The following is a 26,312-nucleotide window of genomic DNA, read 5'->3' as shown; positions in this document are numbered from 1 at the left end:
AGGCGTAGCCGTATGATAAAAGCCCCTTCGCAATGGAAGGGGTTTTTCTGTTCGACATTATGTATCAGGCGAAAATGAATCAAACATACTACATAAAGAATAGAAGTGAACGCTTGCTAAATAACCATTTTTGTTTGGATCGAAACAAAAAATAGTCTATAGAACATAAATATGTATTCATGAATATAAAAATTTAAATTTGAGGTAGATAGGACGGGAAAATGAAAAAGATTATTAAAGTTGAAGCAGTAGAAAAACATTTTGGAAATCAAGTGATTATCCCACCGCTTTCTTTAGATATTAAAGAAGGGGAATTTTTAACGATTTTAGGGCCGAGTGGTTGCGGGAAAACGACGTTACTTCGTATGATCGCAGGGTTTGAAACACCAACTAAAGGGAATCTTTTGTTAGATGATGAAAAGATTAACGATTTGCCACCATATAAGCGTCATATGAACTTAGTGTTTCAACACTATGCGTTATTCCCACATATGAATGTGGAGAAAAATATTTGTTTCGGTATGAAAATGCAGAAAGTACCGGCAGCAGAGCAAAAAGAGCGTGCTGAAGAGGCAATGCGTTTAACGCAGTTACTTGAGTTCCGTAATCGTAAACCTGCAAAGCTTTCTGGTGGACAGCAGCAGCGTGTAGCAATTGCGAGAGCGATTGTAAATAACCCGCGTGTATTATTACTAGACGAGCCACTTGGAGCATTAGACTTTAAGTTAAGAAAAGACTTGCAACGTGAATTGAAAAACTTACAACGTAATTTAGGAATTACGTTCATATACGTAACGCACGACCAAGAAGAAGCGATGAGCATGAGTGATCGTATCGTTGTTATGAATAAAGGTCATATTGAACAAATCGGAACGCCGAAAGAAATTTATAATAAGCCGAAAACGTTGTTCGTTGCGACATTTATCGGTGAAAATAATATTGTGAAAAACGGGGAAGGCTATGTAGCAATTCGCCCTGAAAATGTAAAAGTGCGTTCGGTTGAAGAGCAGATTTTAAAAGAATACCACCTTGGACATATTGAAGACATTGAGTTTGTTGGAAATATGGAAAAGCTTTATGTACGTGATGAGAAAACATCAGAATTACTAATGGCATATCAAACTGCTGAAGAAGCAGCGCAGTGGAGCATTGGAGATAATGTATACGTAGGCTGGGAGCAAGAGGACGAGGTGACCTTAAATTGAAAAAAGGGAAATTACTCGCACTACCTACAGTCGCATGGCTGTTAATCTTCTTCCTAATTCCCCTTCTGTTTGTATTGGCATTTGCCTTCATGCAGCGCGGAGCATATGGGACAGTGGAAATGCAATTTACATTAGAGAACATAGCACGTGTATTTGACCCATTATATATGGGGACGTTATGGGAAACAGTGAAAATTGCGGTTATTACGACAGTAATATGTTTACTGATCGGTTATCCATTTGCATATACAATTACAATTGTTGATCGTAAATATCGTTCCATTCTTTTATTATTGGCAACGATCCCGTTTTGGATTAACTTCCTTGTTCGTTCTTACGCATGGATTGTTATTTTACGTTCACAAGGTCTTGTAAACACATTGTTATTGAAGCTAGGCATTATTAGTGAACCCTTAAATTTACTATACAATACACCTTCTGTAATACTTGGGATGGTATATTCTTTATTACCATTTATGATTTTACCGGTGTATGCAGCGATTGAGCAGCTTGATAAGCGTAAGCTAGAAGCAGCTTATGATTTAGGGGCAACACCAGTAAAGGCATTTTGGAATGTTACAGTACCAATGACGATGTCAGGGATTGCTACCGGTTCTATTTTAGTGTTTGTTTCTTCTATCGGAATGTTTGTTGTATCAGACGTTATGGGTGGATCGAAAGTAGCATTAATCGGAAACGTAATTCAAAATCAATTCTTAGGAGCGCGTGATTGGCCGTTTGGATCTGCGTTATCTATGATTGTTGTTCTATTCTCTGTTCTGTTAATTTACTTATATTATCGTGCAACGAAAGTATATAAATATGATGGGAACGGAGGGGAATAGGCAAAGATGAAGAAGTTTTTAGTTTCTTATTCTTGGTTAATTTTATTGTTCTTGTATTTTCCAATGATGGTTTTAATGGTGTATTCCTTCAATGATTCTCGCATTAATGCGGAATGGGAAGGATTCACATTCCATTGGTATACAGATTTATTTCAAAAACAAGATGTTATTGATGCGTTTGTAAATAGTATGACGATTGCGGTCGTAACAACGATTGTAACGACTGTTCTTGGTGTGATTTTCGCAATTGCATTACATCGTTATAAATATCGTTATGAAGGTGCTATTAATGGTCTTGTGTATTTACCAATTTTAATTCCTGATATTTTAATGGGATTATCTTTACTTATTTTATTTAGTCAATTAGGTATGGAACTTGGTAAAACAACAATTATTATTGCACACATTACATTTAGTATTTCATTTGTTGTCGTTATTTTAGCAGCACGTCTTTCTGGTATGGGACGTGATTTAGAAGAGGCTGCGAATGATTTAGGAGCAACGCCGTGGCAAACGTTTCGTTTTGTAACGTTCCCAGCGATTGCACCTGGAGTTATTTCGGCTGCATTATTAACATTCACATTATCAATTGATGATTTTGTAATTAGTTTCTTCGTATCAGGACCAGGATCAACAACATTGCCATTATACATTTACAGTATGGTTAAGCGCGGAGTATCACCAGAAATTAATGCACTTTCTACAATTTTAATTGTGGCTATCGTAGGATTAATGGTTCTATCTGAAATCTTCCGTAACAAAGGTGCAGATGGTGAAGAAAACTCTGGAGGACACCTTCCTTTATAATACGAACGATATAGAAAGTACGAGGAGGTAATAAAACCGATGAAATTAATGAAAAGATTAGCCGGCGCAGCAATTAGCTTTAGCCTTGTTGCTGGTGTACTTGCTGGTTGTGGTGAAAAAAAAGAAGAGTTAAACATTTATAGCTGGGCTGACAATTTTGATGAGCAAGTGCTAAGAGATTTTGAAAAGAAATATAACGTGAAAATTAACTATGATAAGTATGCAAGTAATGAAGAAATGCTTGCGAAATTACAAGCAGGTGGCGCTAAGTATGATTTAATTCAGCCGTCGGATTATATGGTTAAAACGATGGCGAAAATGGATTTATTAGCGCCGTTAGATAAAAAGAATATCCCAAATATCGAAAACATGGTTTCTAATTTCAAAACACCTGCGTTTGATCCAGAGAATAAATATTCTTTAGTATATACTTGGGGCGTAACAGGTATTGCATACAATAAAAAGTATGTGAAGGAAGCACCTACAAGCTGGGCTGACTTATGGAATGAGAAATATAAAGGGCATGTAACTTTATTAAATGATTCTCGTGAAGTGTTAGGAATGGGTCTTAAGAAGCATGGATTCTCAAACAGCACGAAAGACGATGCACAGTTAAAGACAGCAGCAACTGATTTACAGAAGCTACTTCCAAACTTATTAGCATTTGATACAGATAATATTAAACAAAAATTCATTACAGAAGATGCTTGGATCGGAACAGTTTGGTCTGGGGATGCAGCATTTATCGCAAAAGATAATAAAGATGTAGAGTACGTTGTACCAAAAGAAGGCGGCACAATTTGGGCTGATACGTTAGCAATTCCAAAAGGTGCAAAAAACAAAGAGCTTGCAGAGAAGTTTATGAACTACTTATTAGATGAAAAAGTAAGTGTGAAAAACTACGAGTCAATTGGATACAGTAATCCAAATGAAAAAGCTCACCCTCTTCATAGTAAAGAATATCGTGATAACCACATGATCTTCTTAACGAAAGAAGAATTAGATCGTACAGAATGGCTTGTTGATGTAGACGATAAGCTAAAAGACTACGACCGTTACTGGACAGAGTTAAAAACAAAAGGTAAATAAGTAAGAAAATGCGGTTTCTACAGTAGAAATCGCATTTTTTCATAGTAGGAGGAAATCGTTTGAAGAAGTTGCATCAATATGAGGTAATGTGTATCGGTTTATTATTTGCTGTATTTGGCATTGTTGCTTGGCGAGTACATGCTGGCGGCGTTACAGTGATGGATACATATGTCCGAGGGGTAGTAAAAGGGTTACAAACAGAAAGTTCGCTTACATTTTTCTCACACTATACAAAATTAGGTTCTGCCATTGGGATTGTAACTGTGCTTATTATAAGTTTACTTGTTTTTTGGAGAAAACGTTATTATGCTGCGATGATTGTATATCCAATGGGCATTTTAACAACACATCTTGTGAATAAAGGGATAAAAGAAATTATGAAAAGGGATCGTCCGTCGTTAAATGAAACGTTGGATGCGCTTGGATATAGTTTCCCTAGTGGGCATGCAATGTTATCTATTATGACATTTGGATTTCTTACTTATATCATTGTGGCAAATTTGAAGAGTGTGACCGGAAAATATGTGATAACGCTTTTCATGGGAATAGTAATCGTATCGATTGGATTAAGTAGAGTTATTTTAAATGTACATTATCCAACTGATATTTTAGCAGGTTATTGCGTAGGTGGTATTTTGTTAATTATGGCGATTTATTGCCATCGTTTACTTACCGAGAGATTGGGACTTAATAAAGAGAGATAAAAAGACGTCTGGAAAAACTATCATTATAGTGTTTCCAGACGTTTTTTGTTTGCATGAAGATGTGATACATTATAAGTAACAATTGAATGATGTAAAGTAGGTGAAAATGTGTGAAAACAAATGTACATAAAGTAGATAAGTGGGGAAAATTAGGAGCTTTTTTGTATCAGTTTCGTTATACAGTAATAGTAGCATTACTATTGGTTGCGATAGCGCTCGGTATTTTCGCTCCAAAGCTACCGGGAGTATTAGGTGGTGACGGTTTCCAAACAGAAGGGGACTATCAAAAAACGAAAGAAATTTTAGATAAAGATTTTAAGAGGTCTCAAGATACGCTCCTACTCGTTTTTGAAAAAAATAAAGGTGTTTCACATGAGGAATTTAAAAAGCAGTTAGAGGAAATTGTAAAGAATGTTCAAGAGAAAGAGACATATGAATCTTTCCATCATCCAGTGCAAAATAAAGAAATGTTACAAGATGATATCGGCTATGCGACAATTTTATTTTCCGGGAAAACCAATAAAGAACGAATGGAAAAGACATTACAATTTGCTGATAAAATTGAAAAGGAAAGTAATACAGCATTAAAAGTAACACCTACAGGGTTTCCGAAAATTAATAAAGAGATTAATGAAAGAACGCAAAATGATTTAAAAGTGGCAGAGATGATTGGGTTACCAATTGCATTTCTCGTATTACTATTTTCATTCGGTAGCCTTTTGGCATCTATTTTACCAATTGTAAATGGGGCACTTAGTGTTATTAGTACGATGGGCATATTATATTTTATAGGTAGTGATAAGGAACTATCTATCTTTGTGCTAAATGTTGCACCGATGATCGGACTTGCGTTATCTATTGATTTTGCGCTATTATTTGTAAATCGTTTTCGAGAGGAAGTTGCAAAGCGAACGGTAAAAGAAGCAATAGCAATTACATATCAGACAGCAGGGCGGGCAATCGTATTTTCAGGATTATGTGTATTCGTTGGCCTATCCGGTTTGTTTTTCTTTAAAATCGATTATATTCAGTCTGTCGCAATTAGTGGAATGATTGTTGTGATTATGAGTATTGTATTCTCGCTCACACTTCTTCCAGCGTTATTATCATTAATTGGTAAACGAATATTAAAAAAGAATCAAGTAGCACATACGCCGGCAAAGGCATGGCGTACATTTGCACAATTTGTAATGAAACATCCAATTGCGATGATTATTGTTGTTACAACATTTATTGTGATTTGTTTATTACCATTACGTACAGCTAATTTACAGTTCCCTGACGTAGAAGCTTTACCTAAACAAAGTGATACAAGAATTGCATATGAGAAGTACGAAGAGGCATTTAATAAAACTGCAAAAACACATGCTGATGTTACGTTAGTGGTAGAGACGAAAAAAGATATGAAAGAAAAAGAAAGTTTACAAAAGGTAGAAGAAGTCGTTCAAAAGTTAAAAGATGATAAGAAAGTATATGAAGTAAGAAGTTTATACGACAGTTTAAATGGAATGAAATCAGAGCAAGTTGCGGGGATGTTACAGTCGCCAGAAGCTGCTAAAATAGCTCCGGTATTTGAATCGTATACGAAAGGAAATAAGACAACAATCGAAGTCTTTTTACATACAAAACCACGTACAGAAATTGCGAAACAGTGGGTGCGTGATTTTAAACAAAATTATAAAGAAACGAACGTTACATATTATCTAGGCGGAATGACGACGTTCCAACAAGAGTTAGAAGATGAAATTAAAGATAAAGTTGCAATTGGTATGTCTGTTATATTTGGATCGACTTTTGTTATATTATTATTTGCATTTCGATCTATACTCATTCCAATTAAGGCGATTATTATGAATATACTTAGTTTAAGCGCAACAATTGGAATTGTTGTTTGGTTATTCGAAGGTGGTCATTTTGGTTTAGAAGCAAGTCCAGTTCTATTTGTTTTACCAATCTTCATTTTCGGCCTCGTCTTTGGGCTTAGCATGGATTATGAAGTCTTTCTTATTTCGCGTATCCATGAACTGTATGAAGAAACAGGGGATAACGATCAGGCGACGTTAGAAGGACTTGTTTCAACAAGTAGAATTATTACATCAGCTGCATTAATTATGATTGTTGTAACTGGTGCGTTTGCTTTTACTGATATTTTACCAGTACGACAAATGGGGCTTGGCGTTGCATTAGCGATATTTCTTGATGCAACAATTATTCGTCTTATGCTCGTACCAAGTTTAATGAAATTGTTTGGAGACTGGAACTGGTGGTTACCATTTCGAAAGAAAAAAGAAAAATCATCGTAAAAAATACTCATCTTATAGATGAGTATTTTTTTATGAATAGCAAGACCTACATTTTGCAAATAGTATGTGATAAGAACATTACATATAAGTAGGTGAAGGCAATGTTTCGTTATTTTAAATTTAAGCTAAATGATACAGTACAGTTTGCAGAAAACGATGGGCATATGTATCGCATTGTCGGTTATCGGTTAGAAAAAGGATTTTATCCAAAAGATGAATGGACTCATATTATTTATGAATTGCTTAGAGATTTTGATGGGTATACGATGGATGCGGAAGAAGAGGAACTTGTAAAGGTCATTCAAGTAGAGGATGAGTATTACAAAATACAAGAAGTATCGGGCTATCGTTATCCGGTAAAAATGAAGCAAAAACAACAAGTGATGAAAGTAGAAAAGATGGATGACTTATTAGATACGTATAACGATTATAAGAGGTTGGCGGATTTCTTTAAAGATTTATCATATGAACAAAAAGCGGAAGAAGTGTTGCAGGAAATGAGAAGGCGTAGAGCATGAGGGGCAGTCTATTATAAGACTGTCCTCTATTTTTGACGGTGCATCAAAGTGTATTTTCCGTTACAATGAGAGAATCAATAGAAATAAGGTGATACAGTATGGAAACGAAGAAGAAGGGCGAATGGTGCGAAATGACTGTGCCAGCGAAATGGAATGGTATAAGCATTGAGTCGTTATTAAAAATAGAATGGGAAATACCGAAAAAGTTGTTACATCAGCTTCGTATGGAAAAAGGTGTTACCGTTAATGGAGAACAGAGAAGATGGAATGAGCTTTTAAAAGAAGGCGATAAGTTGCAAGTTCATATGTTTATGGAGGAAGAATACGATGTAGAGCCTGAATATGGTGAATTACATGTAGTATATGAAGACGATCATGTACTCATTGTCAATAAGCCTGAGAAGATGGATACGCATCCTTCTGAAAAAGGCGGGATGGGAACACTTGCAAACCTTGTTGCCTTTCATTTTCAAATGCAAGGTTTAGAGACGAAGGTTCGTCATATTCATCGGTTAGATAAAGATACGACAGGTGGTGTCGTGTTTGCGAAGCATAGAATTGCTGGTGCAATTATGGATCGTTTATTAATGGAACGAAAAATTAAAAGAACATATGCGGCTCTTGTAGAAGGCAAGGTGAAAAAAAAGCAAGGAACAATTGACGCGGCTATCGGAAGAGATCGCCATCATGCGACGAGACGACGTGTTTCTCCAAAGGGAGATCAAGCAATTACATATTATAAAGTAGAGGAGTATTTTAAAAAACAAAATGTTACGTTCGTAACGTTACAATTGGAAACTGGTAGAACCCATCAAATTCGTGTTCATATGAGCTATAATGGTAATCCGTTAGTTGGGGATGTTTTATATGGTGGAGGAACGAAATATATGTCTAGGCAAGCGTTACATGCGATGAAGATAAACTTTTTACATCCAATTACGAAAGAAGAGATTGAAGTGGATGTACCATTTCCTACAAAATTAAATGACACAATGAAAGAATTTCAAAGAGTAAATGCGTAAAGTGTAAGTTTAAAGTTGAGAAAAGTAGATTTTTGCAGGAATTTCTCTAAAAGAAGCGAAGCCGTTAAGAGAAAAGAGGGGTGAGAATCACTTGATCAAATATAAATATATACTAGGAATATTTTTCGCTTGTCTTTTAGTTACTCTATGTCTCTATCCATATTTACAAGAGCATATGGCGGTACATTGGGATGTAAATGGTCGGCCAAACGAGTTTATGAGTAAACAAGTTGTTATAGCACTTATTCCTTGTCTTATTATTTTCTTACATGGATTGATGTATATTATTTCACATAATATATATAAGTTTAATGAAGACGAGCATGTCATTATAAGTGGATTTCTAAAGACGATTACTTTATTTATGTTGTTTATCCATATGCTCATTCTCTTTATTAATTTTGGAAGCATGATATCCTTTCAAACAGGACTAACAATAGGGATTAGTATGTTTCTTTTTATGCTTAGTAAGGCGTTTAAAAAAGTTCAGAGTACGGAAAAAGACCCAATCAAATTAAAAAAGATCCGTTTAGTGAGTAGACGGATTTTTCAAGTGATGGCATGTAGTATATTGTTTTCATTGTTTTTGAACTTGAAATGGGGATTTTATGTGTTACTTAGCGTAATAAGTGGTGGTTCTATTTTGTTTATGTTCTACGCTTTATACTCATACATAATAGAAAGTTATGAAACGTAAAAAAGAGTCTTCTCATTATGAGAAGACTCTTTTAATCTATTTACTTCGTAATAAATTGTTGTGTCCAGTAGTTGCCGCTTTCTACATAGCCAACACCGATGTGAGTGAATCCATTATTTAAGATGTTTGCACGGTGTCCAGCACTGTTCATCCAAGCTTGTACTACTTCTTCAGGTGTACGTTGGCCTTGGGCGATGTTTTCACCTGCAGATGTATAAGAAATACCAAATTTCTTCATCATGTCAAACGGAGACCCGTATGTAGGGCTGTTATGATCAAAGTAGTTATTTTTTTGCATATCTTCAGATTTAATGCGTGCTACTTTGCTTAATTCAGTGTCGATTTTTAAAGCTGGTAAACCTTGTTTTGCACGCTCAGCGTTTGTTAATTCAACAACACGTTGTTCGAACTCGCTTAAAGATTTTGCTTCTTCAGCAGGCTTTTGCTCAGCTGGTTTTTGTTCAGCCGGTTTTTGCGTATTATTGTTTTCAGCAGGCTTTTGAGCTTCTGGTTTTTGAACTTCTTCAGCAGGCTTTTGCTCGGCAGGTTTTTGCTCAGCAGGCTTTTGAGTTTCTGGCTTAGCTGTCGGTTGCTCAGTTACAACATTTTCAGTAGGTTGTTGACCAGGAATAATGCAATTTGGTTGGAAGTTTCCTTGTTGCCATTGTGCTAATGACTCAACGCCCATAGATTGTAAGAATGCTTGTAATTCTTGTTGGCTCATTTGCTTCATCATCACTTTTGAATGCTGAATATTTTGAACCTTGATGTTAGATGGTTGTACTGTTGCAGCTTGTGCATCTAGAGAAGATACTCCTAAAGTAAGAGCCGTTGCAGCAGCTACAGATAATAAAACACGCTTTTTCATGATGTGTGTCCCCCTATATAAAGTTTTAATTTGTTTTCACACGATTTGTTTTTGACAGCCTGTCTGACTGACAAATTCATCGTAGCATAGATTTTGTGAGAAAAAAGATGGAAAAAAATTCATAGACTTAAAATTTACCTAATTTATCCTAAGAGGGGAAAAGGGGAAAAATAAGAGAAACATAGAGTATAAAAGGAATTTTCAGCATTTTTATACTTGGTTATAAGACGCGTTTTTTGGATAAATGTACCTATATTGAAAATGAAGAATCCTATTGTATCAATGGTTTGAGCGTTTTTTTGAGGAATATACTGGATTGATTTTTACAAAACTGTAATGTTTCTGTTGTTCTTTTTTATAATAAAGTAACATATTTTTAATGTTGTAGCGGACAAAAAAGCGGCTATCTCTTTACATAGACGAAGGAGATAGCCGTTTTCCTATTATTACGTATGTTACGAGTTATTACGAGTTGGTTTCAATTGCTTCTAATAATAAATCAACGATGTGAATTCCTCTCATTTTATGAGAAAGACCTTCTCGTTCAATGCCTAATTTCATTTGTAATAAACAACCTGGATTTGCAGTAACAATGGTTGCTGCTTCTGTTTCATGCACACGGTCCATTTTGTAATCTAGAAATTCCATAGATAGTTCTGAATGAACAATGTTATAAATACCAGCAGAACCACAGCAGCGATCTGCATCTTTCATTTCGCGGTATGTTGCGCCTTGAATTGCTTCTAGTAACATACGAGGTTCTGAAGATGTTCGCATAACATTGCGTAAGTGACAAGAGTCTTGATACGTAATAACTTGCGGCGTGACTCGTAAGTCATTACGTTTATGGAAATCTAGTTCTACTAGAATAGCAGTAATATCTTTAATTTTAGAAACGAACTGCTTTGCACGTTCAGCCCACTGTGGATCATCTTTTAACAAGTAATCGTAGTCTACGAGGTAAGCTCCGCAACCACCAGCATTCGTAATAATATAGTCGATGTTTAAATCTTCGAATGCTTTTATATTGCGTTTTGCTAATTCCTTTGCCCCATTTTTCTCACCAGCATGTCCATGTAATGCCCCGCAGCAACTTTGTGTTTTCGGAATAACGATATCACAACCAGCTAACTGAAGCAGTTTCATCGTTGCGTTATTTGTTTCTAAAAACATTGTATCCATTAAACAACCTGTGAAGAATGCAACTTGTTTCTTCTTCGTACTTTCAGCAGGTAAAAATTCAGGGCGATCTTTCATTGCTTTCATTTTAGGGACCTTAGGCAAAACGAGATCCATTGTTGCAAGTGTTTCAGGGAATAACTTCATAATCCCTGTTTTATGTGTTAGCGTTTGTAAACCGGAACGTTGGTAAAATCCGATTAATCCTGTTAATGTTCTCATTCGATTTTGATGCGGGAAAAGTCCTTCAAAAACGACTTTACGAACAGCTCTCACTGGCATTGAAAACTTTTTGTTTTGATTTATAATATCACGAGCTTCTTCTAATAAATGTCCATAATTCACACCAGATGGACAAACAGGTTCACAAGCACGGCAGCCGAGGCAAACATTTAATGTGTTTTCAACATCTTCATCTGGCTCAATTAAGCCGTCAACGACCGCTTTCATTAATGCGATACGTCCACGCGGGGAATGTGATTCTTTATATCCAGATTGAATGTAAGTAGGGCAAGTTGGTAAGCAGAAACCGCATCGCATACAGTTTAGTAGTTCATCTTCACTTAATCGTTCTTTAAATTCCTTTTGAATGTTTTCTTTATTTAATGTTGTCATCGCTCAACCACCACTCTTTTACGAGTGTCCTTCGCGAACATCTTTCCTGGATTCATAATGTTATTTGGATCGAAGGCTTGTTTAATTCCTTGCATAGCAGCAATACCTTCTTTACCTAACTTCATTTCTAAATACGGAGCCTTCATCGCACCAACACCATGTTCACCAGTAATCGTGCCACCAAGTTCAATTGCTTTCGCAAATATTTCAGCAAAAGCTTGTTCAGCTCGGTGCATTTCTTCTTCGTTGCGAGCATCTGTCATACAAGTTGGGTGTAGGTTGCCATCGCCAGCATGGCCAAACGTACAAATAGGAATATTATATTTTTTGGCAATGGCATTAATAGCTTCAACCATCGGAGCAATCTGTGAGCGTGGTACCGTTGCATCTTCTAATATTGTAGTAGGTTTTAATCTTGCCAGTGCTGACAGTGCACTACGGCGAGCTGTTCGAAGCGCATCTGCTTCCGCTTCATCTTTTGCGACGCGAACATCAACTGCATTCATGGAACGACAAACGTTAGCCATTTTTTCAATATCTCGATTAACAACTTCAGGTGGACCGTCTTGTTCAATTAATAAAATTGCTTTTACGTCAGTTGGTAAACCGATTTGAGCAAACTCTTCTACTACTTCAATTGTCGGCTGGTCTAAAAACTCAAGTGTCGCTGGAATGATTTTATTTGCAATAATAGAAGAAACAGCACGTGCAGCTTCATTAATATCTTCATATAGTGCAAGCATCGTTTTCTTCGTTTCAGGCATAGGAACAAGTTTTAATATTGCTTCTGTTACGACGCCAAGTGTTCCTTCAGAACCGATAAATAAACGAGTTAAATCGTAACCAGCTACATCTTTTGCTAATTTACCACCAGTGCGAATCATATCACCATTTGGTAAGACAAGTTCAAGCCCCATCACATAATCACGTGTTACGCCATATTTTAATCCACGTAATCCACCCGAGTTTTCATTAATGTTACCGCCAATTGTAGAAATTTTCATTGAGCTTGGATCTGGTGGATAAAATAAACCTTTTTCTTCTACTGCTTTAATAATATCAAGCGTAATAACACCAGCTTGTACAGTAATTGTTAAATTTTCTTCATCAATTTCTAAAATGTTATTCATATGGCGGAAGATAAGGACGATACCGCCTTCAAGTGGACATGTCCCTGCGCAAAGATTTGTTCCAGACCCACGAACATATACAGGGATTTTGTGAGTGTTACATACTTTTAATACTTCAGCTACTTCATTTGTATTACGAGGAGCAATGACTGCATCAGGCATTGCTTGGAAGTTTGGAGTGGCATCATAACTATACGTTAAACGCCCCATATTGGATGTATCTACATTATCTTCGCCAACAATGGATACGAATGAATCAATAATTTGTTTTTCTAACATTGGAAATCCCCCTCAAACTGTTAACGTAATGAGTCATAATAAAAAACGTTGTCACAGTGCTTTCATTATAATGATAAAAAAGTCGGGGGATTCTTTCTATGTATAATCATCTAAAGATTAATCTATTTTATCATTCTTTTTTGTATGATTATCTAATAAGAGGAGCGAGAAGTATAAAATGTTTAAGTCTTTGAACTGTTTCGGATCGAGTCCTGTATACTCCTCAATTTTTTTAAGTCTGTAATGCAATGTGTTAATGTGTATATGTAATTGCTCCGCTGTTTGTTTATAGGATTGGTTATAATCGATAAATAAACGTAAAGTGTGCATAAGCTCAGGCGATGATAGTAAGTTTTCGATGGTGCGCTTTAGAAACTGTTCCCGCGTTTCCGCAGAAATATCTTGTAAGCACATTTCTAAACGTAAATCTTCATTAAATACAATGTTTTTCGTTTCAAGTGATACGGAAAGAGCTTGTAATGCTTGTTCGTACGATAAATTCATATTGTTTGGCGTAACGGATTGTCCAATCCCGATATATAAAGGAACAGAAAACAAAGTTTCACAGTCTTGTTTTAATCGTTTTAAAAATTGATATGTTTGCTCTTTGGAGTTCGTGGCTGTAAATAAAATGAATCGATCATTTCCCCAGCGAACAAATAGATGCTCCTTTGTTAATAGATTGCGTACGTGTTGCCAAATCTTACGCTGAAGCATCGTGTCATTTTGATCGATAGAGAACAAAATAAGTTGTTTCTTCTTATATAAATCAATACCAAGTGTTTTGGCACGATCGAGAAAGCTTGGAGACCAGTCTGTATTTTGGAGCCAATCAAAGACAAATGCTTCATAAGAACGGTGTTCAAGTTCTAGCTGTTCTAAAAAGTAGTTTTCGTGAATGAGTAGTTCGGTCATTTTACGTAATATTTCTCCGTATTGGGAAATGTTTTCAGGTTCGCCTGTAATTCCAATGACACCAATTACTTCGTCATGGAATAGTAAAGGGAGATTCATACCCGCTTTTACGCCATGCAAACGTCGTTCATCTTCTTTTGTAATAATGACAGTTTTCTTTTGTTTCGCACAGCGGAGTGCGCCTTCATGAAATTGACCGATTCTTTCTATATCTGTACTTGCGATAATAACGCCTTGTATATTAATGATAATAATATTTTCTTTAATTAGTCTGCGTACTTCTCGTACAATTTTATTTGCTAAATCAGGAAAAAGCATAATTGGCACACCTCAAATTCTATTTGTTGTACATTATATATGTAAATGAAGTAGGAAAGGGAAATTTCACACTTTCCACACATTTATTTGTTATTTTACAATTATAACGAAATCATCCGAAGATGGAGGGAATCTTTTGAGAAAGTCTGTTTTTCTTCTCTGTTTTGTATTTCTATTAGTAGGGTGTCAAGGAAGCTCGTATACACCGATTGCTAAAGATAAAAGTGTTATTATAACAACGAATATAAAAGAAGGCAGTATTAGTTTTGTCGATAAGCAAACTAAAAAGTTAATTACGACATGGGAACTTAACGAGCCGATGGCAGGAATCCTACTACTTCCAAATGGTGAAGACATACTTGTATATGGAAAGCAGTTAGAGTACATGTATGTATATTCACTAGTTGAAGGAAGACAAGTGGAGAAATATAAAACTGGAAAAGGTATTGTAAATGTAATCGTATCCGAAGATAAAAAACAATTATTTGCTGCCGATCAAAATGCCCAAAAGGTAAGGTTCTTTACGATAAAAGGCAAAGAGACAGGAAGTGTGTCAACCGGAAAAGGGCCAATAACGATGGTAGAGTACCATAACCAGTTATCTGTATTAAACTTTTATGATACGAAGCTAACGACAATTGATACAAAGAAAAAAGAAGTGATACAAACCTTTATGATTCCACCAGCGTCAACGGGGGCGACAATTAGTCCAGATGGGAAAGAAATATGGATTGGCGGACATGGTGATGGAAATCAGGTGAATGAGAAAGTATTAGTGTATTCTTTGCAGAGCGGAGAAATGGTACGTTCTTTACACGCTCCTTTTATGCCTGTGAATATTACGAAGGATCATAAGTACATATATGCATTAAGTCACGGTTCGAATACGCTTAGAAAGTTTGATGTTAGCACGTATAAAGAGGTGGCTTCTGTAGAAGTAGGATCAAACCCATTTGCATTTTTGAAGAGCGGAGCAGAAGGATACGTAGCAAGCTATGATAGTGATGAAGTTTGCGTCATGGATATGAAGAATTTGAAAATAAAACAAACAATTAAAGTCGGAAAAGGACCGTTTCAACTCATAGAGAGAGAAGGGAAGGACAATGAGTAAATATAGGGTGCTAGTTGTAGATGATGAAAGTGATATGAGGCAACTTGTTGGAATGTACTTAGATAATTTCGGATACGAGTGGGAAGAAGCTGAAAATGGAAAAGAAGCTCTAAAAAAATTAGAGACAAATCATTATGATTTCGTTGTACTAGATATTATGATGCCAGAGATGGATGGACTTTCAGTTTGTAAAGAAATTAGAAAAACGTCAGATGTACCAATAATATTTTTAACAGCAAAAGGTGAAGAGTGGAATAGGGTGAACGGCTTACGTATGGGAGCAGATGATTATATTGTAAAGCCATTTAGTCCTGGCGAATTAATTGCTCGTATGGAAGCTGTATTAAGGCGTTATACAAAGCAAGAGCAACAAGAGGAATTTCAGTTTGGACCGATCCGTATTAATGAAAAAAGTAGGAAAATTGAGGTGGATGGTGAGCCGATTTCTCTTACAGTAAAAGAGTTTGATTTACTCTATTTTCTTTGCCAACATACAGGACAAGTATTTAGCCGAGAACAATTGCTGGAAAAGGTATGGGGATATGATTATGCCGGAAGTACAAGAACCGTAGATACGCACGTGAAAACGATGCGTTTGAAGCTTGGAGAAAGTGGAAACTACATTCAAACTGTTTGGGGTGTAGGCTATAAATTTGAGGTGTAACGTATGTTTACGATGGTACAGAAGCTTTGGCTGACAGTAGTATGTGCAGTATTTGTAACAGTTTCCTTTCTTTACTTTGTATCTTTATATTCGTATGAAAAACTATACGTTGATAATTTAAAAGATTCATTAGTAATGGAAGGGAAGCGTCTTGCTGCGCAATATGATAAGCGTGAAGGAATATCAATTTTTGAAGAGAAAGTAAGAGCATTTGATCAAATATCTAGTTCAGACGTTCTTTTCGTATCGAACCCACGTGATTTAAGTGCATGTTTACCATTTGATGTGCACCATCATTCTCTTATAAGTGAAGGGGACAGGCAAGCATTATTAGATGGAAAAACTGTGACAAAGATAGGATACGAGGAACATTTTGACCGTAATATTATGGGGGTTGTCATCCCTGTTTTAGAAAATAAAAAATTAGTTGGTATTGTATATTCTTATATTCCTTTAAAAAGTATAAAAGACTTAATATATGATATGGGTCTTATTTTAGCACCGTTAGCACTTGCTATAACTTTACTGACAATATGGGTTGGTAGAAAAATTATTATTGCTATTACGAAACCACTTTCGCAAATGGAACGAGTTGCCAATCATTTGGCTACGGGGGATTTCTCAGAACGAATTACAATTTCTTCTGAAGATGAAATTGGACGATTAGGAAAAGCATTTAATAAGATGGCAAATTCTTTAGAGACAGAAGACGTAAAGCGTAAGGAGTTTTTAGCTAACGTTTCGCATGAACTAAGAACACCGCTTAGTTATATAAAAGGATATAGCGAGGCTATTTTAGATGGTGTAGCGAAGGGACCGCAGCAGGAAAAAGTAACACAGCTCATTCATAAAGAAGCAGATCGTATGCAGCGTCTCGTTCATGATTTATTAGATTTAGCACAACTAGAAGGGGAACATTTCCCTTTAAAGAAACAACCTATCGTTTTTTCACAACTAATTGAAGATGTGTTAGATACGTATGAGATTAAGTTTATAGAAAAGAAAATTCGTATTTCAACAAATTTAAATCCAGAAATCATTGTAATGATTGATGAGGATCGTATGCAACAAGTGCTTCATAACGTGTTAGATAATGCGATACGGTATACAAATCAAAACGGGGATATTATGATAACGCTTAGGCAGATAGATGATTACTGTGAATTGAACATAAAAGATACAGGAATCGGTATTGATACGGAGCATTTAGAAAACCTTGGTGAACGTTTTTACAGAGTTGATAAAGCGAGAAGTCGTCAACATGGTGGAACAGGTTTAGGCCTGGCAATTGTAAGACAAATTGTTCATATACATGAAGGACAGTGGCGAATTGAAAGTGAAAAAGGGAACGGCACGACGGTTAGTATTAAATTGAAAGTACAGGATGAGGAGAGCATGTTCTAATTTTTAGGGCATGCTCTTCTTTAGAAAACAGTTATACGTAAAAGTATTAATTAATATGTAATAAATATCGAAATTTTGACGATTTTATGAACAAAACATTTGTACTTCTTACCAATTCGTTCTAAAATGGTTATGATGCAAAGTTCTTATAAATCGTTTCAATTGTTGTTTGGAAGATACTGAGGTGATTTAACTGGAGTACAAATCTATTAAACCGAAAAAAATTTACGAAGAAGTATCTGAAGCTATTTTAACAATGATTAAAAATGGTACGTTAAAACCTGGTGACAAACTACTTCCTGTACATCAATTAGCTGAGCAGTTTCAAGTTGGCAGATCTGCTGTTCGTGAAGCGCTAAGTGCGCTAAGAGCGATGGGCTTAATTGAGATGAAACAAGGAGAAGGTACATATGTGAAGAATTTTGATTCTTCTTCATTAACAAAATCATTAAACAATAGATTATTGATGAAGAAAGAAGATATTTTGAATTTATTAGAAGTACGAAAGGTGCTTGAAGTGGGGGCAGTTCGAGCAGCTGCGGCAAAACGTACGGAAGATAATTTGCAAAATATGAAGCATTGGTTAGATGAAATGGCAAAGAGCATTGGAGATGAAAAGGCTGGCGAAAAAGCAGATTTTCAGTTCCATATGGGAATTGCGGAGTCTTCGCATAACAACATTTTGCTTGAACTCATGAATCATGTTTCAGAGATGATTGCTGAAACGATTGGTGAATCAAGACGCATTATTTTATATGGTGAACAAACAACATCAGAACGACTTATAGAAGAGCATCAAGTTATATATGATGCAGTGTTAAAACAAGATGTAGAATTAGCGCAGCAAGCAATGCTAGATCATTTAACAAATGTAGAACATATTGTCACAGGTAGCAACGATATAAATTCTTAATTTAATCTTTTAAAAATCTAATTTTCTGATAAAATAGAGAGAGATTAAGTAAGCGTTTTCTTTAGAAGAGGGAGAGGATAGGCCATGGTTGAGCCTATTTCTTCTCTCATTAGTCATCTGATGACCATATGTTTGTTGGTGGAGTTGTAAAAAGGGGGAGTAATAATTATGAAAGTTACTTTATTTGTTACTTGTTTAGTCGATATGTTTGAAACAAATGTCGGCAAAGCAACAGTTGAGGTGTTGGAGCGTTTAGGTTGTGAAATTGAATTTCCAGAAGCACAAGTTTGTTGCGGTCAGCCTGCTTATAATAGCGGCCATGTAGAAGCTGCAAAAGAAGCGATGAAACATATGATTGAAACTTTTGAAGATGCAGAATATATCGTTACGCCATCTGGTTCTTGTGCGACAATGTTTCATGAGTATCCGCATGTTTTTAAAGATGATCCGAAGTGGGCTAAACGTGCACAAAAAGTTGCTGATAAAACATATGAATTTACACAATTTATTGTAGACGTTTTAAAGGTTACTGATGTTGGTGCAAGTTTACCAGGGATTGCTACTATTCATAAATCATGTCATATGACACGTATGCTTGGAGTAACAGAGGCACCAGGAATTTTATTATCAAATGTAAAAGGGTTAACTGTGAGAGAGTTACCAAATGTGCAAAATTGTTGCGGGTTTGGGGGAACGTTTTCAGTGAAGATGACTCCAATTTCTGAGCAAATGGTAGATGAAAAGGTAGATAGTGCAATGGAAACAGGCGCTGATTATTTAATCGGTGCAGATTGTGGGTGTTTGTTAAACATTGGCGGACGTATTGAGCGTTTAGGAAAAGAAATAAAAGTAATGCATATTGCTGAGGTACTGAATAGTCGCTCATGAAGGGGGAACATAAGCTATGTCTATGAAAATCAGTGAGAAAAAATTTAATGATCGCGTTGGCGATGGAATTCAAGATTCGTTTATGCGCGGAGCAGTATCTTCTGCACAAACACGCTTATATACGAATCGTTTAAAAGCAGCAGATGAATTAGGGAACTGGGAAGAATGGCGTGAACTCGGTGAAGAAATTCGTCAACATACGTTAGAAAATCTTGATTATTACTTAATGCAGTTAAGTGAAAATGTATCCAAAAGAGGCGGACATGTGTACTTTGCGAAAACGAAAGAAGAAGCAGCAAAGTATATTCAAGACGTTGCAAAAAAGAAGCAGGCAAAAAAGGTAGTAAAATCAAAGTCAATGGTAACAGAAGAAATTAGTATGAACCATGCGCTTGAAGAAATCGGTTGTGAAGTGTTAGAAAGTGATCTAGGAGAGTATATTCTGCAAGTAGATAACGATCCACCTTCACATATTATTGCGCCTGCTCTTCATAAAAATAGAACGCAAATTCGTGACGTATTTAAAGAAAAGCTTGGCTATGAAAATTCTGATGATCCATACGAAATGACAAAGTTTGTTCGTAAACAACTTCGTGAAAAATTTATGGATGCTGAAATTGGTGTGACAGGTTGTAACTTCGCTGTTGCAAATACTGGCTCTCTTTGTTTAGTAACAAATGAAGGTAATGCCGACCTTGTTATGTCGATTCCAAAAACACAAATTGCGGTTATGGGTATGGAACGTATGGTTCCGACAATGGAAGAATTAGATGTTTTAGTTGGTTTACTATGTCGTAGTGCAGTAGGTCAAAAGTTAACAAGTTATGTAACGGTAGCGGGACCAATTCAAGAAGAGGAAGTAGATGGCCCAGAAGAATTCCACTTAGTTGTGGTTGATAATGGTCGTTCTCAAATTCTCGGATCTGAATTCCGTCAAGTGTTGCAATGTATTCGTTGTGCTGCTTGTGTGAACGTATGCCCTGTATATCGACATGTTGGTGGACATTCATATGGTTCTATATACTCAGGACCAATTGGGGCGGTATTAACACCACTTTTAGGTGGATATGATGATTACAAAGAGCTTCCTTATGCTTCTAGTTTATGCGGAGCGTGTACAGAAGCTTGTCCAGTAAAAATTCCATTGCATGATTTATTATTAAAACATCGTCAAGTTATCGTTGAGCAAGAAGGGCGTGCTCCACTTGCAGAAAAATTAGCAATGAAAATGTTTAGTATGGGTGCATCTTCAGCAGCTTTATATAAAATGGGATCAAAGATGGCGCCAGCAGCAATGAGTCCATTTACATCTGGTAACCGTGTATCAAAAGGTGTTGGGCCACTTAAAAATTGGACAGATATTCGTGAATTCCCGGCTCCAAGTAAAGAACGATTCCGTGATTGGTATAAAGATCATAAGAAAGGCGGGGACAAATAATGACAGGATTAATTCAAAACCGTGAGTCCTTTCTGGAAAATATTGTAAAAGAACTTGGACGCGCGCGTAAAACGGATGGTGTAAAACGTCCAGTATGGAAAAACAATGTGAATAAAGAAACGTTAAAAAATTATTCACAAGAAGAATTGTTAGAAGTATTTAAAAATCAATGTACAAACATTCATACAACTGTTGTGGAAACGACAAATGACCGTTTACGTGAAGATATTCAAAAAGTAATCGTTGAAAACGGCGGGGGACCTATTATGTTATCGGCAGATGAACGTTTTGATTCTTATGGATTGACTTCTTTATTTAAAGAAGAACTTCCAAAGCAAAATGTTGAAGTGAACGTATGGGATCCTGAGAAAAAAGAAGAGAATATGCGTATCGCGGAAAGAGCGAATATTGGAATTGCATTTAGTGATTATACTTTAGCCGAATCTGGTACGATCGTTGTGCAAAGTCATAAAGGTCAAGGCCGTTCTTTACACTTTTTACCGACTGTATACCTTGCTATTATTCCACGTGAAACACTTGTACCTCGTATTACACAAGCAGTTGAGGATATGAACAAGCGTGTAGAAAATGGCGAGACAGTGGCATCTTGTATTAACTTTATTACAGGACCTAGTAACTCGGCAGATATAGAAATGAATCTTGTTGTCGGAGTACATGGACCATTAAAAGCAGTATATTTCATCGTATAAAATAGGGGAAAGCAGGCCAGAAAATGGCCTGCTTTTTTAATAGAATAGAGATAATATGAAGTAGAAGTTCTCTCCTTTTTTTGCTATGTTCTTCTGGAAAGGAGAGGAAGGGATGTTCACTTATGTATATGCATTGTTAGCGGGGATGGTGTTTGGTTCTTTTTTTATGGTAATTGCGATGAGAGTTCCGCTAGGGGAGTCTATCATAACCCCGCGTTCATATTGTCATTATTGTAAGTATGTGCTAAAGCCAAAAGAATTGATTCCAATCATTTCTTTTTGTATGCAAAGAGGGCGTTGTACGAATTGTAAGAGGAAAATTTCAATTTTGTACGTAGTATTTGAACTTGTAACTGGAATGATATGCCTTCTTACTGTATATATGATTGGGGTGGAACGAGAGCTTATTATCGTTTTATCACTTTTTTCGTTACTTCTTATTATTTCAGTTACAGATTACATATATATGTTAATTCCAAATCGTATTTTAGCTTGGTTTGCTTGTTTACTCATTTTAGAATGTGCTTTTATACCGTTAGTCACCTGGATAGATAGTATAGTTGGTAGTTGCGTTATATTCATTTTGTTATACTGCATGCAAAAGATATATCCAGAAGGGCTTGGGGGAGGGGATATAAAATTACTTTCGTTACTTGGATTTATAGTGGGACTGAAAGGGATTTTTATCGTTTTATTTTTAGCATCTTGTTTTAGTCTTTGTTTCTTTGGAGCTGGTCTCGTATTAAAACGTATGAAAATGAGGACTCAAATACCGTTTGGTCCTTTTATTAGTCTTGGGGCAATATGTTACATGTTGGTCACGTATGCAAAATAGAGAGGGGATAGAAAATGAATGTATATATGGATGATCAAAGAAGTTGTCCGTACGGTTACGTGCTCGCAACTACAGTAGAATGTGCTTTGCAAATGGTACGAGATTATGAGGTGAATGTTCTTTCCCTTGATTTCAATATGGGATGGGGAGAAAAAAGTGGATTAGATTTTGTCGAAGCTTTTTGTAAAGAGGGTTTATATGTAAATGAAATACACTTTCATACGAATGATGTCATCGGTATGCATAAGATGAAACAGAGAATGAATAAGGGAAAGGAAGAAGGAGAGATTAATCCTAATCTTGTTGTTAAATATGTGGGGAGCTAAAAACTCCAAAGTAAAACTTTGGAGTTTTTAATGTTTCATATGCGCTTGCAACGGAATGATTTCTTCTTGTTGAGCTGCTCCTAATTCAGTTTCTTCTTGTTTCACGTCAGGTACTTTCTTTGTTAAGTAATGGTATACCATACCGACAAATACAGACCCACCAATAATGTTACCGATTGTAACTGGAATTAAGTTATGAATAGCACCTGCAAAAGAAATTGTCTCAGGATGCGGTGAAACTAAGGATAAAGCAAACAGTGATAAGTTTGCGATGCTATGCTCGTAACCAGATAAGAAGAATGTGAAAACGAGCATCATCATCATCATAATTTTTGCTGTATCACCTTTAACTTGAGAAGGTAAGAAACAAGCAAGACATACAAGCCAGTTACATAAAATTGCTTTAAAGAATAGTTGCATTGTAGGTGTATTCATTTTTCCTTCTACTACTTTATTCATGAAATGACCGTGATCAATTGCTTCAAAAATGCCAGTTGCGTAAAATAGTAAGGCAAAGAATAAAGCACCAGCTAAATTGCCTGCATAACAAGCAAACCAGTTACGAAGTGTATCAGATAGTGTTGTTTCTTTTCTTAATGTTGCTACAGTGAAGTACATTGTGTTTCCAGTAAACAATTCAGCACCACCATATATAATAAGTACGAGAGCAATTCCGAAAAACATAGAAGCAGCTAAATAAGTTGCTGGTGAATCTGCAATGTGAAAAAAGTTACCTAATTTAAAGCATAGAACAATAATAAAACCGATATAAATACCCGCAAGTGCTGCACGAATGAAATATTGCATCGGGTTTGTATCTAACATTTGTTTTTTGCCCTTAGCCAGTTTGACAACATAATCTAATCCTTGTTCTAGCATGAGTAATACGCTCCTTTAGTACATCATCTATAAATACTCCTTATATGAATAAAGTACATGGATTCTTTTATAGTTTCAATAAGTTTGTGCAATGTTTCACAAAAAGGACATACATATATTAAGAAAGCGTTTACAAAATATAGTATAATAGAATTTTTTCTGGACATTGAGAGGGGGAAGGGCAAAAAGAAAAAGCACTGTAATTACAGCGCTTTTTCGTCTAAATTCTTTTCTACTTTTGTTTCTACTTCTTTTGAGAAGAACCAACCACCAGCTGCGATTCCAACTAATACAATCCAGAATGTAAGCTTCCATGGTGTAGATTCTGGGAATGAGTGCGGAATTACATTTAATGCAGGGTGTGCTAACGTATAAACTGCTAGTTTCACACCAACCCAACCTACAATTAAGAATGCCGCAGTTTCAAGTCCTGGTTTACGTTTTAAAATTTGTACGAAAGCAGTTGCCGCAAATCGCATAATGATTAATCCGATAAGTCCACCTACAAAGATAACAACGAATTGTCCAGTATCAAGACTACCAATTGTACCTAATCCTGTTTTTGGTAAAGTCATTGCTAATGCAACAGCAGCTAAAATAGAATCAACTGCGAAGGCGATATCTGCAACTTCAACTTTAAATACAGTCCACCAAAAGTTCTCTTGTTTTTTCTTTGCTTCTTTTTCTTCTGTTTCTTCATCTGTATTCTTTTTAACATACGTTTTAAATAAGTGATTACCAGCGATAAACATAAGGTAAATGGCACCGATTGCTTGCACTTGCCATACGTCGACTAGGAACGAAATCATAAATAACGATCCGAAACGGAAAACAAATGCCCCTGCTAATCCATAAAATAGTGCTTTCTTTCTTTTTTCTTCTGGTAAATGTTTTACCATAATTGCAAGAACAAGAGCGTTGTCAGCCGCTAAAATCCCCTCTAGTGCAATTAGGATGAGTAGTACCCAACCATACTCCAATAATAATGATACATCCATGTACATTCTCCTCTCATTTCTATAAGTACTAAATAAGTGAAGAATTTCCCCACTATTTAGTTTCCCCATACTCCTGCCTATTAACTTTGGAAGAATTTGGTAATGAATGCAAAAAAGACCTCTGCCGTTAATAGGCAAAGGTCTTGCTAGACATATGTAATGAAAATGCCAACAAAGCCGGAAGAACTAAGTTCTACGTAATGACGACTTTGTTTCCAAGAAATATTCTTGGACGCTACTCCCCTTTGGAGATATGCTATTGTACTCTCATTATATGGATAATTTATACGGTTGTCAACCTGTTAAAATGTCTTCATTCGGATATTTTATTTTCCGGTTCTTTTTACGTGCAAATGAAAAAGCTAATGTTAAAGGCCCCATCTTCCCAAAAAACATCATAAAGATAATAATAGCTTTTCCAATCATCGTTAAGTGTGGTGTGAAATTCATACTGAGACCGACAGTCCCAAATGCTGAAAATACTTCGAAAGCACTCATCAATAGAGGAACTCGCTCAGTAATGCTTAAAATTAAAATAGCAAAAAAAATAAATGAAATAGAAATAATAGCGATGGTTAATGATTTGACAATGAGAGTATCTTTAATGGATTTTTTAAACACGACAATATCATCTTGTTCTTGTAAAAATTTAAATACCCCAAAAAACATGATTAAAAAGGTTGTTAATTTAATCCCACCGCCAGTTGAAGCACTACCGGCTCCAATAAACATTAGAAGCATCATTAATAAAAGGGAAGGCTTTGATAATGCGGAAATATCAACTGTATTAAACCCGGCAGTACGCGTTGAAATAGCTTGGAAATAAGCAGCCATGCCTTCTTCAAATGGGGTAAAGCCTCTCATAGAAAGAGAATTGTGAAACTCGAATATAAAAATAAAAACAGTCGCAATAATATTGATGATTAGAGTAGAAGAGAGCATAAGTTTTGAGTGTAATGTAAGGTTTTTAAAATTTTTCTTTCTTTTTATATCTACGATTACTGTAAAACCAATCCCACCTAAAATAATGAGGGAGGAAATGACGAGATTGACAAGAATGCTGTGAGAGTGGGACATTAAATTATCGCTCCAAACAGAAAAACCTGCATTGTTAAAAGCAGAGATGGAATGAAAAAAGCTATAATAGATCCCTTTAGCAATCCCATATTTCGGTACCCATTCAAAAGAAAGAATGAAAGCAGCGATACATTCGACTGTAAAAGAGAATAAAAATAATGCTTTGGCAAGACGAATGACACCGCCTATATTCGTTTGATTTAATGCTTGTTGCAATAAAATTCGGTTTTGAAGGCCAATTTTTCTGCCAAGCATAATCGCAATTAAAACGGCAAAGCTCATAATGCCAAGTCCGCCCACTTGTATAAGTATTAAAATGACACATTGGCCAAATAAGGTAAATATTTTCCCAGTGTCCACAACACCAAGCCCTGTAACCGTACAAGCAGAAACGGTTGTAAATAAAGCATCGAGCCATGAAATAGACGTCGTTGTAGCAATTGGCAATTTTAATAAGCATGTACCGATAATTGATAACATAATAAAAGACAAAGTAAGAACACGGGGAGGACTCATGTGAATGTTAATCCGTTTCATGTTACATATCGTTCCTTTCAGTTTGCTTTTACTAGTAT

At 35.9% G+C, this 26,312-nt stretch carries 25 protein-coding genes and 1 riboswitch; of the genes, 18 read left to right on the top strand and 7 right to left on the bottom strand.

Features of this window, described 5'->3' with window-relative positions:
- Nucleotides 1-221: 221 nt before the first annotated feature.
- From potA to QCI47_RS21570, 9 genes are all read left to right on the top strand, one after another.
- Nucleotides 222-1,205: a spermidine/putrescine ABC transporter ATP-binding protein PotA gene (gene potA / locus QCI47_RS21610; protein WP_000720320.1), complete on the top strand. Its 984-nt coding sequence runs from the start codon at nt 222-224 to the stop codon at nt 1,203-1,205.
- Entirely contained in the window at nt 1,202-2,050 is an 849-nt protein-coding gene (gene potB, locus QCI47_RS21605) for a spermidine/putrescine ABC transporter permease PotB (protein ID WP_000715494.1), read from the top strand. Before potA ends, potB begins: the two co-directional genes overlap by 4 nt.
- Before the next feature lie 6 nt (nt 2,051-2,056).
- Nucleotides 2,057-2,857, top strand: coding sequence for a spermidine/putrescine ABC transporter permease PotC (potC, locus tag QCI47_RS21600; protein WP_000714204.1), 801 nt, complete (start codon nt 2,057-2,059; stop codon nt 2,855-2,857).
- A gap of 39 nt (nt 2,858-2,896) precedes the next feature.
- Nucleotides 2,897-3,946, top strand: coding sequence for a spermidine/putrescine ABC transporter substrate-binding protein PotD (gene potD, locus QCI47_RS21595; protein WP_000772498.1), 1,050 nt, complete (start codon nt 2,897-2,899; stop codon nt 3,944-3,946).
- 86 nt (nt 3,947-4,032) lie between these two features.
- Nucleotides 4,033-4,650, top strand: coding sequence for a phosphatase PAP2 family protein (locus tag QCI47_RS21590; RefSeq protein WP_002027288.1), 618 nt, complete (start codon nt 4,033-4,035; stop codon nt 4,648-4,650).
- Between the two features lie 110 nt (nt 4,651-4,760).
- A complete protein-coding gene (locus QCI47_RS21585) occupies nt 4,761-6,953 on the top strand; it encodes an MMPL family transporter (RefSeq protein WP_061185641.1) in 2,193 nt (730 codons plus the stop codon).
- Between the two features lie 101 nt (nt 6,954-7,054).
- Nucleotides 7,055-7,471, top strand: a complete 417-nt coding sequence (locus QCI47_RS21580; protein WP_000490297.1) for a hypothetical protein — start codon at nt 7,055-7,057, stop codon at nt 7,469-7,471.
- 98 nt (nt 7,472-7,569) lie between these two features.
- The gene (locus QCI47_RS21575) at nt 7,570-8,493 is read left to right on the top strand and encodes an RluA family pseudouridine synthase (protein ID WP_076867785.1); all 924 of its coding nucleotides are present in this window, start codon (nt 7,570-7,572) and stop codon (nt 8,491-8,493) included.
- Nucleotides 8,494-8,584: 91 nt separating this feature from the next.
- A complete protein-coding gene (locus QCI47_RS21570; protein ID WP_048557212.1) occupies nt 8,585-9,190 on the top strand; it encodes a DUF1648 domain-containing protein in 606 nt (201 codons plus the stop codon).
- Nucleotides 9,191-9,230: 40 nt separating this feature from the next.
- Here QCI47_RS21570 and QCI47_RS21565 read toward each other — a convergent pair whose 3' ends face one another.
- The 4 genes from QCI47_RS21565 to QCI47_RS21550 form a co-directional block, all read right to left on the bottom strand.
- The gene (locus QCI47_RS21565; RefSeq protein ID WP_000747582.1) at nt 9,231-10,058 is read right to left on the bottom strand and encodes a CAP domain-containing protein; all 828 of its coding nucleotides are present in this window, start codon (nt 10,056-10,058) and stop codon (nt 9,231-9,233) included.
- A gap of 465 nt (nt 10,059-10,523) precedes the next feature.
- Nucleotides 10,524-11,852 carry a (Fe-S)-binding protein gene (locus QCI47_RS21560; RefSeq protein WP_000209638.1) on the bottom strand — a complete coding sequence of 443 codons (1,329 nt, stop codon included), beginning with the start codon at nt 11,850-11,852 and terminating at the stop codon, nt 10,524-10,526.
- Nucleotides 11,849-13,261: a glycolate oxidase subunit GlcD gene (gene glcD, locus QCI47_RS21555; RefSeq protein ID WP_000890742.1), complete on the bottom strand. Its 1,413-nt coding sequence runs from the start codon at nt 13,259-13,261 to the stop codon at nt 11,849-11,851. Before glcD ends, QCI47_RS21560 begins: the two co-directional genes overlap by 4 nt.
- Before the next feature lie 117 nt (nt 13,262-13,378).
- The gene (locus tag QCI47_RS21550; protein ID WP_076867786.1) at nt 13,379-14,494 is read right to left on the bottom strand and encodes a CdaR family transcriptional regulator; all 1,116 of its coding nucleotides are present in this window, start codon (nt 14,492-14,494) and stop codon (nt 13,379-13,381) included.
- A gap of 136 nt (nt 14,495-14,630) precedes the next feature.
- Here QCI47_RS21550 and QCI47_RS21545 point away from each other — a divergent pair, with 136 nt between their 5' ends.
- From QCI47_RS21545 to QCI47_RS21505, 9 genes are all read left to right on the top strand, one after another.
- Entirely contained in the window at nt 14,631-15,605 is a 975-nt protein-coding gene (locus tag QCI47_RS21545; protein ID WP_076867787.1) for a YncE family protein, read from the top strand.
- Nucleotides 15,598-16,269 (top strand): response regulator transcription factor, encoded by a 672-nt coding sequence (locus tag QCI47_RS21540; protein WP_000049873.1) that lies wholly within the window; start codon nt 15,598-15,600, stop codon nt 16,267-16,269. The genes QCI47_RS21545 and QCI47_RS21540 overlap by 8 nt, the downstream gene beginning before the upstream one ends.
- Before the next feature lie 3 nt (nt 16,270-16,272).
- A complete protein-coding gene (locus QCI47_RS21535; RefSeq protein ID WP_048557209.1) occupies nt 16,273-17,673 on the top strand; it encodes a sensor histidine kinase in 1,401 nt (466 codons plus the stop codon).
- A gap of 223 nt (nt 17,674-17,896) precedes the next feature.
- Nucleotides 17,897-18,586 (top strand): FadR/GntR family transcriptional regulator, encoded by a 690-nt coding sequence (locus QCI47_RS21530; RefSeq protein WP_255256540.1) that lies wholly within the window; start codon nt 17,897-17,899, stop codon nt 18,584-18,586.
- Between the two features lie 168 nt (nt 18,587-18,754).
- Nucleotides 18,755-19,474, top strand: a complete 720-nt coding sequence (locus QCI47_RS21525) for a (Fe-S)-binding protein (RefSeq protein ID WP_000869149.1) — start codon at nt 18,755-18,757, stop codon at nt 19,472-19,474.
- Between the two features lie 16 nt (nt 19,475-19,490).
- Entirely contained in the window at nt 19,491-20,912 is a 1,422-nt protein-coding gene (locus QCI47_RS21520; protein ID WP_000061914.1) for a LutB/LldF family L-lactate oxidation iron-sulfur protein, read from the top strand.
- Nucleotides 20,912-21,622 (top strand): LutC/YkgG family protein, encoded by a 711-nt coding sequence (locus QCI47_RS21515; protein WP_353811945.1) that lies wholly within the window; start codon nt 20,912-20,914, stop codon nt 21,620-21,622. Before QCI47_RS21520 ends, QCI47_RS21515 begins: the two co-directional genes overlap by 1 nt.
- A gap of 112 nt (nt 21,623-21,734) precedes the next feature.
- A complete protein-coding gene (locus QCI47_RS21510; protein WP_000495748.1) occupies nt 21,735-22,457 on the top strand; it encodes a prepilin peptidase in 723 nt (240 codons plus the stop codon).
- 14 nt (nt 22,458-22,471) lie between these two features.
- A complete protein-coding gene (locus QCI47_RS21505; protein ID WP_001103780.1) occupies nt 22,472-22,783 on the top strand; it encodes a cyclic-phosphate processing receiver domain-containing protein in 312 nt (103 codons plus the stop codon).
- 27 nt (nt 22,784-22,810) lie between these two features.
- Here the strand turns inward: QCI47_RS21505 and QCI47_RS21500 are convergent, their stop codons facing one another.
- The 3 genes from QCI47_RS21500 to QCI47_RS21490 all read right to left on the bottom strand — a co-directional run bounded on the left by QCI47_RS21500 (nt 22,811) and on the right by QCI47_RS21490 (nt 26,274).
- The gene (locus QCI47_RS21500) at nt 22,811-23,662 is read right to left on the bottom strand and encodes a formate/nitrite transporter family protein (protein WP_061131191.1); all 852 of its coding nucleotides are present in this window, start codon (nt 23,660-23,662) and stop codon (nt 22,811-22,813) included.
- Nucleotides 23,663-23,865: 203 nt separating this feature from the next.
- Nucleotides 23,866-24,660: a TerC family protein gene (locus tag QCI47_RS21495; protein WP_000383322.1), complete on the bottom strand. Its 795-nt coding sequence runs from the start codon at nt 24,658-24,660 to the stop codon at nt 23,866-23,868.
- A 90-nt stretch (nt 24,661-24,750) separates the two neighbouring features.
- Nucleotides 24,751-24,916, bottom strand: a riboswitch (yybP-ykoY riboswitch).
- A gap of 38 nt (nt 24,917-24,954) precedes the next feature.
- On the bottom strand, nt 24,955-26,274 hold the full coding sequence (locus QCI47_RS21490; protein ID WP_071741605.1) for a TrkH family potassium uptake protein: 1,320 nt from the start codon (nt 26,272-26,274) through the stop codon (nt 24,955-24,957).
- Nucleotides 26,275-26,312: the final 38 nt, after the last annotated feature.

This window comes from Bacillus cereus group sp. RP29, from assembly GCF_040459765.1.
GTDB lineage: Bacteria > Bacillota > Bacilli > Bacillales > Bacillaceae_G > Bacillus_A > Bacillus_A paranthracis.
This window is presented reverse-complemented; position numbering and strand designations above follow the sequence as displayed.

What these genes read in the sequence shown, in the direction of transcription:
- QCI47_RS21490 (WP_071741605.1), bottom strand. Translation starts at nt 26,274, where the DNA reads ATGAAACGGATTAACATTCACATGAGTCCTCCCCGTGTTCTTACTTTG.
- potC (WP_000714204.1), top strand. Translation starts at nt 2,057, where the DNA reads ATGAAGAAGTTTTTAGTTTCTTATTCTTGGTTAATTTTATTGTTCTTG.
- potD (WP_000772498.1), top strand. Translation starts at nt 2,897, where the DNA reads ATGAAATTAATGAAAAGATTAGCCGGCGCAGCAATTAGCTTTAGCCTT.
- QCI47_RS21505 (WP_001103780.1), top strand. Translation starts at nt 22,472, where the DNA reads ATGAATGTATATATGGATGATCAAAGAAGTTGTCCGTACGGTTACGTG.
- QCI47_RS21540 (WP_000049873.1), top strand. Translation starts at nt 15,598, where the DNA reads ATGAGTAAATATAGGGTGCTAGTTGTAGATGATGAAAGTGATATGAGG.
- QCI47_RS21525 (WP_000869149.1), top strand. Translation starts at nt 18,755, where the DNA reads ATGAAAGTTACTTTATTTGTTACTTGTTTAGTCGATATGTTTGAAACA.
- QCI47_RS21575 (WP_076867785.1), top strand. Translation starts at nt 7,570, where the DNA reads ATGGAAACGAAGAAGAAGGGCGAATGGTGCGAAATGACTGTGCCAGCG.
- QCI47_RS21560 (WP_000209638.1), bottom strand. Translation starts at nt 11,852, where the DNA reads ATGACAACATTAAATAAAGAAAACATTCAAAAGGAATTTAAAGAACGA.
- QCI47_RS21580 (WP_000490297.1), top strand. Translation starts at nt 7,055, where the DNA reads ATGTTTCGTTATTTTAAATTTAAGCTAAATGATACAGTACAGTTTGCA.
- QCI47_RS21515 (WP_353811945.1), top strand. Translation starts at nt 20,912, where the DNA reads ATGACAGGATTAATTCAAAACCGTGAGTCCTTTCTGGAAAATATTGTA.
- QCI47_RS21590 (WP_002027288.1), top strand. Translation starts at nt 4,033, where the DNA reads ATGTGTATCGGTTTATTATTTGCTGTATTTGGCATTGTTGCTTGGCGA.
- QCI47_RS21535 (WP_048557209.1), top strand. Translation starts at nt 16,273, where the DNA reads ATGTTTACGATGGTACAGAAGCTTTGGCTGACAGTAGTATGTGCAGTA.
- QCI47_RS21510 (WP_000495748.1), top strand. Translation starts at nt 21,735, where the DNA reads ATGTTCACTTATGTATATGCATTGTTAGCGGGGATGGTGTTTGGTTCT.
- QCI47_RS21495 (WP_000383322.1), bottom strand. Translation starts at nt 24,660, where the DNA reads ATGGATGTATCATTATTATTGGAGTATGGTTGGGTACTACTCATCCTA.
- QCI47_RS21520 (WP_000061914.1), top strand. Translation starts at nt 19,491, where the DNA reads ATGTCTATGAAAATCAGTGAGAAAAAATTTAATGATCGCGTTGGCGAT.
- QCI47_RS21565 (WP_000747582.1), bottom strand. Translation starts at nt 10,058, where the DNA reads ATGAAAAAGCGTGTTTTATTATCTGTAGCTGCTGCAACGGCTCTTACT.
- QCI47_RS21550 (WP_076867786.1), bottom strand. Translation starts at nt 14,494, where the DNA reads ATGCTTTTTCCTGATTTAGCAAATAAAATTGTACGAGAAGTACGCAGA.
- potA (WP_000720320.1), top strand. Translation starts at nt 222, where the DNA reads ATGAAAAAGATTATTAAAGTTGAAGCAGTAGAAAAACATTTTGGAAAT.
- QCI47_RS21500 (WP_061131191.1), bottom strand. Translation starts at nt 23,662, where the DNA reads ATGCTAGAACAAGGATTAGATTATGTTGTCAAACTGGCTAAGGGCAAA.
- glcD (WP_000890742.1), bottom strand. Translation starts at nt 13,261, where the DNA reads ATGTTAGAAAAACAAATTATTGATTCATTCGTATCCATTGTTGGCGAA.